The sequence below is a fragment of the Methylobacterium sp. CCH5-D2 genome (genome assembly GCF_001556475.1).
Classification (GTDB): Bacteria; Pseudomonadota; Alphaproteobacteria; order Rhizobiales; family Beijerinckiaceae; genus Methylobacterium; species Methylobacterium hispanicum.
Genome location: NZ_LSIX01000256.1, coordinates 1 through 8,329, shown reverse-complemented (window position 1 = coordinate 8,329; position 8,329 = coordinate 1). Strand labels below are relative to the sequence as shown.

Below are 8,329 nucleotides of genomic sequence, written 5' to 3'. Positions count from 1 at the left end.
AAAGCAGACCTCTCCCTATGGGAGAGGGGACCCGCGCTTCGTCCTGAGACGATGCGTCGAACCGAACCCGTCGACCCGACACCGTATCACCGTACCGCGCCCGTCGATTGGTATCGGGGTGATAGGCGATAGGACCGACCGATAGCCGCCATCGAGCCTCATGTTCGTTCCGGAGCGATCGGTTTCGCGGCGTATGGGGGGACCTGATCGCCGCGGTCGAGGATCCGGGCCGCCCTGCGCCGCCGCTCACGTGTCGGTGTGGTTGCGCGCTTCCGCGAGGTCGATCTCCCGGACGAGCCGTCGCAGGAGCCCGTCGCCGATGCGGCGCCTGCGGCTCAGGCCGAACAGGGCGTGGCGCTCGGCCCGCAGGCCCGCGACCCGCAGGCGCTGCTCGATCGCCGCGCGCTCGCGCCCGCGCTTGTCCGCCTGGTCGCTGCCGACCGAGCGGTACGGGCGCCGGTCGTAGCGCTGCAGCACCGCGGCGGCGGCCTCGGCGATGATGTCGGCATCGCCCCGGTCCTTCTCCAGTTCCGCCTGCAGGCGCTCGATCACCCGGCGGGCCGCCTTCGCGGCCGCCTCGCGGACGGCGTCCTCCTCGGCATGTCCCTCCGGCTCGGGCGGCAGCTGGAGATGGGGCAGCAGGAGCGGCAGCAGCGCGCTGGCGATCGCGAGGGAGAGCAGGATCACGCCCACCGCGATGCAGATCGCCAGGGTCCGGGCCGGAAAGGGGGCGCCGTCCGGCAGCGCGAGCGGCAGCCCGAGGATGCCTGCCAGCGTCACGGCGCCCCGCACGCCCGAGAGCGTGGTCACGAGGACGAGGTGCCAGGTGACGCCGCCGGCCGCGCCGCCGCCCGTGAGGCCGAACCGCAGGGTGACGAACGACCACGCGAAGCGCAGCACCATCAGGCCGAGCGTGATCGCCGCCACGTAGCCGGACAGCAGCGCGCCCGCGCCCCATCCCGACCCGCCGGTCGCCCGCATCGCGTCGGCGAGGATCCCGGGCAACTGCTCGCCCAGGAGCACGAAGATGGCGCCGTTGGCGGCCAGCTGCACCGTGTCCCAGACGGCCGTGCGGCGCAGCCGGGTCAGCGCCAGGGCGCGGCCGCGGTTCTCGACGAGGTTCATCGTCCCGCCCGCGGCGACCGCCGCCAGGATGCCCGAGGCGCCGACCCGCTCGGCGAGCGCGTAGGCGCAGAACGGGATCAGCAGGCTGAACAGGGTCTGCGTGCCCGGATCCTCGCCGAGCCGGCGGATCAGCCGGCTCTGGAGCTCGGTCACGAGGAGCGTGCCCGCGATCCCGATCCCGATCCCGCAGGCCACGAGCCACAGGAAGGTTCCGGAGGCGGAGAGCGGCGAGAAGCTGCCGGTGAGCGCCGCCGCCACGGCGAACCGCAGGCAGACGAGACCCGACGCGTCGTTGAGGAGCGCCTCGCCCTCCAGGATGTGCATCAGCCGCCGGGGGATCGCCACGCGGGCGGCGACCGCCGAGACGGCGACCGGATCGGTCGGCGAGAGCACGGCGGCGAGAGCCACGGCGACCGCCAGCGGCATCGCCGGGATCAGGGCGTGGATGAACAGGCCCATGCCGGCGACGGTGAACAGGACGAGCCCGATCGAGAGGGCGAGCACCACGCCGCCGTCCCGCACGAGGGCGCGCTTCGGGATTCGCCAGGCGTCGAGGAAGAGCAGGGGCGGCAGGAAGACCAGGAAGAAGGTCTCCGGATCGAGGCTCACCGTTGGCAGCGGCAGCAGGGCCAGGGCGGCGCCGAGCCCGATCTGCACGACGGGGAGCGGGATGGGCGTGATCCGCGCGGCCGAGCTGCTGACGACGACGGCGACGAGCAGCACGAGGACGACGGTGACGGTCTCCATCGCGCCGCTTCACACCACGGCGAGGGCGAGGGCCAGGACGGCGAGGCCGAGCACGATCCAGACGACGTCGTCGCCGACGAGCCCGCTGTGCGACGCGTTCAGCAGGGCTGCCGGCCCGGCGTGCAGCCGCCGGATGTGGGCGGCCGCCGCGGGTGCGACGCGGTCTCCGAACAGGGCGAACGCCGCGAGGAAGAGGGCGAGGCCGACGCTCGCGGCCGGCATCCAGGCTGCGCCGAGGGCCAGGGCGCCGGCGTCTCCCGGCAGCGCCGCCCGACCCGTGAAGGACCGGGTCCAGCCGGGCGCTGCCGCCACGAGCGCTCCGGTGGGCGCGGCGAGATCCAGGACGAGCAGCGCGCCGCAGGGCACGAACATGACCCAGTAGGCCCGGTTGCCGCGCTCCTGCTCCTCCAGGGTCGGTGCCCGCCCCTCGTTTCCGGGACGCCCGCCCCAGCCCAGGAAGATCCGTGCGCCCGCGCGCAGCACCGCCGCGCCGGTCATCGCGGTGCCGAGCAGGCTCGCCGCGAGCGCGAGGCGGTGGCCCCCGGCCTCCAGGGCGCCGTGGAGCGCCCTTGCCCCGAGATCGAGCAGGCCGACCGGAAGGCCGCCGAGCAGCAGGCCCGCGAGGCCGAGGGCGGCGCCGGCCCCCGCGAGGCCGCGGCCCCGCCCCCGCAGGGCGATCTCGTCGACGCTGCTGCGCAGCGCGAGCAGGATGCCGGCGACCATGAACAGGGCGCCCTTCACCAAGCCGTGCCCGACGACGTAGAGGAGGAGGCCGGCGGTGGCACCCTGCGAGAGCGCGCCGATCCCGACCAGCATGATCCCCGCATGGCTGATCGTCGAGAAGGCGAGCAGGCGCTTGAGGTGACGCTGGATCAGCGCCATCCAGCCGCCGAACAGCGCCGTGACGGCGCCCCCCGCGATCATGAACACGCCGACCGCGTCACGGATCTGCGCCGAGCCGCCGAACACGACCCAGACCAGCTTGGCCAGGCCGAACAACCCCATCGCCACCATGGCGCCGGAGAAGATCACCGAGACCGGGCTCGACGCGACCGCGTGCGCGTCCGCGAGCCAGAACTGGAACGGCACCACCGCCGCCTTGATCATCAGGCCCGCCGCCACGAGGCAGAACGCGGCCGCCGTGACCGGGTCGTGCCCGGCCCGTGCGACCGCGGCGGCGAGGTCGGCGAAGTCGAGGGCGCCGGCCCGGGCGTAGAGCAGCCCGATCCCGGCCAGCATCAGGATGCCCGCGAGGCTGTTCGTCACCGTGAAGGTCATCGCGCCCGCGATCGCCGCGTCGTCGAGGCGGTAGGCGGTGAGCGCGAAGGCCGTGACGCTCATCACCTCGAACCACACGAACAGGTTGAACAGGTCGCGGGTGAAGCAGAACCCCACCATCGCGGCGAGGAACAGCAGCATCAGGATCTGGAAGTGTCCGTGCGTCCTGTCGAAGAAGTTCCAGGCGAAGACGAGGGTCGCGGTGAACAGGAGCGCCGCGAAGGTCGCGATCCCGGCGCTCGCCGCATCGGCCGAGAAGCCGATGCCGAGGGCGGCGCCGTCGCGCGGCGTCCAGCCGCCGAACCACGTCACCAGGGGCCCCTCCGCCGAGGCCCGGCCCGCGATCGTCGCGCAGAGCGCCGCGACCGCGAGCGCCGTGAGGACGGCGACGAGGTCGGGCAGCCAGATCGGCAGCGCGCGCGAACCGATGAGCAGGAGCGCGCAGACGAGGAGCGGCAGGGCGACCGGGAGCGGCGGAAGCGCCGCCGCCGGAAGCGCCGCCGCCGGCAGCGCCTCGGTGGCGAGGACGAGCCAGTTCGGCATCAGGGCTGCGGCTCCGGCCGGGCTTCCCCCGCGAATCCGGCCTCGCGCGGTCCGGCATCGCGGGTTCCGGCGTTGCTGGGCGGGTGCATCGGCTTGAGCTTCTGGGGATCGAGGGTGCCCCGGCGCTTGAACACCTGGAGGGCGAGCACGAGCAGCAGCGCCGTGAGGGTCGCGCCGACCACGATGTCGGTGAGCACCAGGGCCTGCATCACCGGATCGACCGCGGGGGTGCCGGGCGGATGGTCGTAGAAGATCGGCGCGATGGCGTCCCGGCGGTAGCCGATGCCGAGGAGCAGCACGTAGGTCGCGGACTGGCAGACCGCGAGGCAGCCGATGAGGTGGATGTAGTTCCGGCTGGTCACGATGCCGTAGAGGCCGATGCCGAGGAGCCAGGCGGCGGTCGCGTAGGGGAGCAGGCTCACGCGTCGTCCCCCCCGTCCGCGCCGTCCGGGCGCGGGGCCCGCGTCTCCTCCAGGAATTCGAGCACGAGCTGGCTGAAGCCCGCGGTCACGGCGGCGGCGACGCCGAGATTGGCCACGAGGACGAGGCCGCCCGAGAGCAGGGCCCCGAAGGTGCCGAACGGCAGCACGTTCTGCATGAAGGCCGCGCCGACGAGCATCGGCCCGAGGCCGCAGAGCACGACGAGGAGCGCGCCCCCGCCCTCGATCGCGTCCAGCACGGCGCTGCGCACGCCCCGGCGCCAGCCCGCATACCCCTCGCCGAGGTAGATCAGCACGCAGGCCGAGGCCAGCACCGCGCCGCCCTGGAAGCCGCCGCCCGGGGTGAGGCTGGCATGGACGGTGACGTAGAGGCCGAACAGCGCGGTGAGAGGCCCGGCGATCCGGCAGGCGAGGATCACGGCCTCGCTGCGCGGCACGACCGCGCGACCCGGCAGCCGGGCCGCGCGGTCGCCGTCGCGCTCGCCCCGCCGGCCGCGCAGCAGCACGACGGTGCCGGTGACCGCGGCCAGGAGCATGAATTCCTCGCCCAGGGTGTCGAGCCCGCGCAGGTCGAAATTGATCGCCGTGACCATGTTGGCGATGTTGCGCTCGGCCGGCGCCACCGCGTTGATGCGGGCGCCGTAGGGGGCGATGGCGGTGCCGAATTCCGGCATCGCGGCGATGACCGCGAGGGCGCAGGGCGCCAGCACGAGGGCGGCGAGCCCGAGCAGGAGGACGCGCAGGCGCGGGCTCACACGTTCTCTCCGGAGCCGGCATCCTGGCCCGGCCGGTCCGTCCGCACCGCGCCGAGGGCGACCAGAACGATCAGCGGCACCGCGACGGTGCCCACGGCGATCTCCGAGAGCGCCACGTCCGGGGCCTGGAGCCCCGTGAACAGCAGCGCGAGGACGAGGCCGTTGGCCGAGAGGGCGAAGACCTGCCGGCGCGGCTCGCGGACCAGCACCACCAGGGTGCCGGAGGCGGCGCTGAGCAGGAAGAGCAGGGGTAGGACGACGCTCACGCGGCGGGTCCGTCGCGCAGCAGGAGGGCGCGTCCGGTGGCGTGCGCGAGCGCGGCGCCCCAGCCGAGCGTCAGCAGCATCACGAGAACCACCTTCACGGAGCGGACCGAGAGGCCGTCCGTCGCGAAGGCGGCGGCGCTGATCGGGAGCGCTGCGGCGGCGTTGAGGAAGGCGACGGCGTGGAGCCGGTCGAGCGCGCGGCGCAGGCGCAGCAGCGACAGGCAGGCGAGCCACGCCGCCGCGACGGTCAGGGCCAGCGCCAGCGGCACGAGGATGTCGGCGCTCACAGCCATCGCTCGAGGAAGACCACGAAGAGCAGGGTGCCGGGCAGGGTGAGGACCGTGAGCGTGAGGGCGAGGTCGATCGTCGAGGGCTGGTCGGTGGCGAAGCTGAGGCAGAGGAGCAGGATCACGCAGAGCGATCCGGCGAGCTGGACCGCGGCGAAGCGCTGCCCGATCCGCCCGCGGCAGCCGGCGACGAGCGCCAGGCCGAGCGCCGGCAGCAGGGCGAGCGTGGCGAGGGTCCAGGGCAGGAGCGGCGCGGCGGTCATCGGGCGCGCCGCCGTGCTCCGGTCCGGGCGCCGCCCCGGTCGCCTCGCGCGGGGCTCCGGTCCGCGAAGGCGTGGCTCTGCACCCGCCCGTGCACCGGATCGACGCGCAGGATGTAGCGCCCCGGCGAGAGCGAGGCCGCGAGCACCGCCACGGCGCGCTCGCCCGCCGCCTCGGGCCCCGGATCGGAGAGCGGGAAGCGCGTCAGCTCCGCCGCCGGGCCCTGCACGATCGACCCGTGCGGATAGCGCGCCGCGAGGCTCCGCCACAGCAGCCGACCGATCCGTGCCGTCTCGCCGGGCAGTCTGGCCACCGCCCGCAGGGCGGGGCGCAGTAATCCGGGTCGCAGCGCCAGCGCCCTGTGCCCGGAATGCGGCCGGCCGCGGTTCCAGACGGCGACGAGCCCCGCGCAGAGGGGACCCACGCACAGTTCCGCCGCCTCGAACGAGCCGGCGAGCAGGAAGTAGACGGCGGTCAGTGCGGCCCAGGCCGCGACGAAACGGATCACCACGCGCTCTCCCGGCCACGCCCTCCCTGCCGGCCTAAGGCGGCGCGCCAAGTCGTTACAACGCGATTTCCGATCCGTTCCGCGGAACTGTCCGGCTCTGCCGAATACTTTGCCTGGACGAGCCGGCCCGCGGGAGCCTTCCTGGCGGCCGCGCTTTTATGTCGTGGCGCTCGCTCGGCGCCGCGGGCCGGAGGGCCAGACCATGTGTGCGGGCCGCGGAAGCGGGGCGAGGCAAGCGGGCTACGGCCGCAGGCTGCCCGAGGTTCACTTCCGGTCGCGCGGCCCGCGCCGCCGGGCGGCCAACGAGAACCGGCAGGCGGCCCCGGGTCCGGTCGGCCTCGCCCTGTCGGCCCTCAGGCTGGCGACGTTGAGCACGGCAGCGCTGGCCGTCCTCGCGCTTCGCCTGCTCCCGTCGTCCTGACGCACCGAGGACCGAGTCCGGATGCCGCGCTACTTCTTCCACACGCATATCGGCGACGACGTGGTGGTGGACCCCGAGGGCAGCGAGCTGGCGGACTTGGAGGCCGCCCGCGAGGCCGCGCGGGTGCTGGCCCTGCAACTCCTCCAAGGCGCCGACGGCGATCCCGACTTGCTCAAGGCCGTGCTGTTCGTGGCCGACGAGGCCGAGGACGTGGTGCTGGAGTTTCCGCTGGTGGACGCGCTGGTCGCCGCGTCGGTGCCGGGCCCCGAGGGCGGGAGCGAGACGCTGCACTAGAGCCGTTCCCGGTGGCAACGCGATCGGGAACGGCTCCAACCTCTCGTCCTGACGCGCGCTCTTGCGCCGAACCGGCGTCCACTTCGGCGCAAGAGCGCTCGAGCCTGCGCGCGTGCGCGGCCTTTCGGCAGGCATGGGTCCGCCTTCGCGGAACGGCGGGACCGGCGGCCGGTTGGCTGAGACCAACAGACCCAGGGAGCCCGACATGCGAACCACGATCCTGGCCATTGCGGCCACGCTGGCCCTCGGGGCCGCAGCCCATGCCGCAGAGGGGGGCTCCGGGCAGACCCGCTCGGGCACGATGAACAGCACGGGGGCCAGCGATGCCGGCTCCGGTTCGTCTCCGGGCGCCGCCGGCAGCGGACCGACCTCGGGCAACGCCAGCCGGTCCGGTACGTCCAACAGCACGGGCGCCAACGATGCGGGCGCAGGGTCCACGCCCGGAGCGGCCGGCAAGGGAACCTCCGCCCCGACGCGCTAGACCGGTCGATTGCGGGCCCGGCGTGCGGCCGAAGCCAGGAACGGCGCGGTCGGGCCTGTCATGGAACTGGCATACGGAATGCTTAAGGCATCCGGGCCAATCACGGCATTCCTTTCGAGAGACCCACTCAGCCCGCCCGGCTCGCCGCGGCGGGCTTTTCTTCGGGTTCGTCCCTGCGCGCCATCCGGGCGGGATAATCCCGCGCCACCGTGTGCCGGGCGTGCAGCAGAGCCCGCCGAGCGGCCCGCGCCAGCAACGTCGCGACAGCGGCGGCTGCCGCCCCGGCGCAGAGCAGCAGGATCATCCCGATGCCCAAGATGGCGGCCGGCGTCATAAATGCAACTTTCAGAAGCGAACGAGGCATTTTCGGCAACCGCAGATGAATTCAGGCCCGGCCCTATACAGACATCATCATGTGCTGATCTGACGCGCGGGGTGCAATACGAATCCGCGCCGCTGCGTACTCGGCCTTGCGGGAAAGGGTTTACGGGCCGTGCATCCCGGCGCTCGATGCATCCCGCCTCCCGCCGCCGCTTAAGGTGCGACCGCTCCGGCCTGGGCTCGCCTCACGCGGCCTGCTCGATCGTGAACTCCATGCCGCGGCCCGGCCCCTGGTCGGCGTAGTCGATCAGCGCGAGGCCGCGCTCGGCGAGCGTCGCCTCGACGAGTGCGCGCTGCTTGCGCACCATCTGCCCCACCGCGAGAGGTGTGAGGCGCGGACTTGCCTGGCGCAGGCGATCGACGCCGATGGCGGCCGGCGTCCCCTCGCTCTCGGCGATGCGGGCCAGGGCCAGCCCCAGGTCGCGGGCCTTCGTCTCCGCGGCGGACATCTTCCTCGGTGCCATACCCAGCAGCCCCTCATACGGTTTCCGGTCGATGGGTTCGGCCGTGTGCGGTGAACCGCGCCGCGCCCCCTCTCCCAG

At 73.6% G+C, this 8,329-nt stretch carries 11 protein-coding genes; 1 reads left to right on the top strand and 10 read right to left on the bottom strand.

The genetic code is table 11. From position 1 onward, the window contains the following. Nucleotides 1-246: 246 nt before the first annotated feature. From AX737_RS06880 to AX737_RS06845, 8 genes are read right to left on the bottom strand one after another with little or no spacing between them, the layout of a single operon-like run. Entirely contained in the window at nucleotides 247-1,872 is a 1,626-nt protein-coding gene (locus AX737_RS06880; RefSeq protein WP_066920105.1) for a Na+/H+ antiporter, read from the bottom strand. 9 nt (nucleotides 1,873-1,881) lie between these two features. Beyond that, entirely contained in the window at nucleotides 1,882-3,693 is a 1,812-nt protein-coding gene (locus AX737_RS06875; RefSeq protein WP_066920103.1) for a proton-conducting transporter membrane subunit, read from the bottom strand. After that, nucleotides 3,693-4,115 carry a cation:proton antiporter subunit C gene (locus AX737_RS06870; RefSeq protein ID WP_066920099.1) on the bottom strand — a complete coding sequence of 141 codons (423 nt, stop codon included), beginning with the start codon at nucleotides 4,113-4,115 and terminating at the stop codon, nucleotides 3,693-3,695. Before AX737_RS06870 ends, AX737_RS06875 begins: the two co-directional genes overlap by 1 nt. Next, nucleotides 4,112-4,888: an MnhB domain-containing protein gene (locus AX737_RS06865; protein WP_066920087.1), complete on the bottom strand. Its 777-nt coding sequence runs from the start codon at nucleotides 4,886-4,888 to the stop codon at nucleotides 4,112-4,114. The genes AX737_RS06870 and AX737_RS06865 overlap by 4 nt, the downstream gene beginning before the upstream one ends. Next, nucleotides 4,885-5,154, bottom strand: a complete 270-nt coding sequence (locus AX737_RS06860; protein ID WP_066920086.1) for a DUF4040 domain-containing protein — start codon at nucleotides 5,152-5,154, stop codon at nucleotides 4,885-4,887. Before AX737_RS06860 ends, AX737_RS06865 begins: the two co-directional genes overlap by 4 nt. Then, a complete protein-coding gene (locus AX737_RS06855; protein ID WP_238231866.1) occupies nucleotides 5,151-5,441 on the bottom strand; it encodes a monovalent cation/H(+) antiporter subunit G in 291 nt (96 codons plus the stop codon). Before AX737_RS06855 ends, AX737_RS06860 begins: the two co-directional genes overlap by 4 nt. Continuing rightward, complete coding sequence (locus AX737_RS06850) at nucleotides 5,438-5,704, bottom strand: monovalent cation/H+ antiporter complex subunit F (protein ID WP_066920084.1); 267 nt, start codon at nucleotides 5,702-5,704, stop codon at nucleotides 5,438-5,440. Before AX737_RS06850 ends, AX737_RS06855 begins: the two co-directional genes overlap by 4 nt. Beyond that, the gene (locus AX737_RS06845) at nucleotides 5,701-6,210 is read right to left on the bottom strand and encodes a hypothetical protein (RefSeq protein WP_156453567.1); all 510 of its coding nucleotides are present in this window, start codon (nucleotides 6,208-6,210) and stop codon (nucleotides 5,701-5,703) included. The genes AX737_RS06850 and AX737_RS06845 overlap by 4 nt, the downstream gene beginning before the upstream one ends. Nucleotides 6,211-6,652: 442 nt before the next feature. On the opposite strand from AX737_RS06845, the gene AX737_RS06835 reads away from it, so the two are divergent. Further along, nucleotides 6,653-6,925 (top strand): hypothetical protein, encoded by a 273-nt coding sequence (locus AX737_RS06835; protein WP_066920079.1) that lies wholly within the window; start codon nucleotides 6,653-6,655, stop codon nucleotides 6,923-6,925. Between the two features lie 608 nt (nucleotides 6,926-7,533). On the opposite strand, the gene AX737_RS06830 is transcribed toward AX737_RS06835, so the two are convergent. Next, nucleotides 7,534-7,740, bottom strand: coding sequence for a hypothetical protein (locus AX737_RS06830; RefSeq protein ID WP_066920077.1), 207 nt, complete (start codon nucleotides 7,738-7,740; stop codon nucleotides 7,534-7,536). Nucleotides 7,741-7,972: 232 nt separating this feature from the next. Further along, a complete protein-coding gene (locus tag AX737_RS06825; RefSeq protein WP_066920069.1) occupies nucleotides 7,973-8,251 on the bottom strand; it encodes an adenylosuccinate synthase in 279 nt (92 codons plus the stop codon). Nucleotides 8,252-8,329: the final 78 nt, after the last annotated feature.

What these genes read in the sequence shown, in the direction of transcription:
- AX737_RS06880 (WP_066920105.1), bottom strand. Translation starts at nt 1,872, where the DNA reads ATGGAGACCGTCACCGTCGTCCTCGTGCTGCTCGTCGCCGTCGTCGTC.
- AX737_RS06875 (WP_066920103.1), bottom strand. Translation starts at nt 3,693, where the DNA reads ATGCCGAACTGGCTCGTCCTCGCCACCGAGGCGCTGCCGGCGGCGGCG.
- AX737_RS06850 (WP_066920084.1), bottom strand. Translation starts at nt 5,704, where the DNA reads ATGACCGCCGCGCCGCTCCTGCCCTGGACCCTCGCCACGCTCGCCCTG.
- AX737_RS06835 (WP_066920079.1), top strand. Translation starts at nt 6,653, where the DNA reads ATGCCGCGCTACTTCTTCCACACGCATATCGGCGACGACGTGGTGGTG.
- AX737_RS06830 (WP_066920077.1), bottom strand. Translation starts at nt 7,740, where the DNA reads ATGACGCCGGCCGCCATCTTGGGCATCGGGATGATCCTGCTGCTCTGC.
- AX737_RS06825 (WP_066920069.1), bottom strand. Translation starts at nt 8,251, where the DNA reads ATGGCACCGAGGAAGATGTCCGCCGCGGAGACGAAGGCCCGCGACCTG.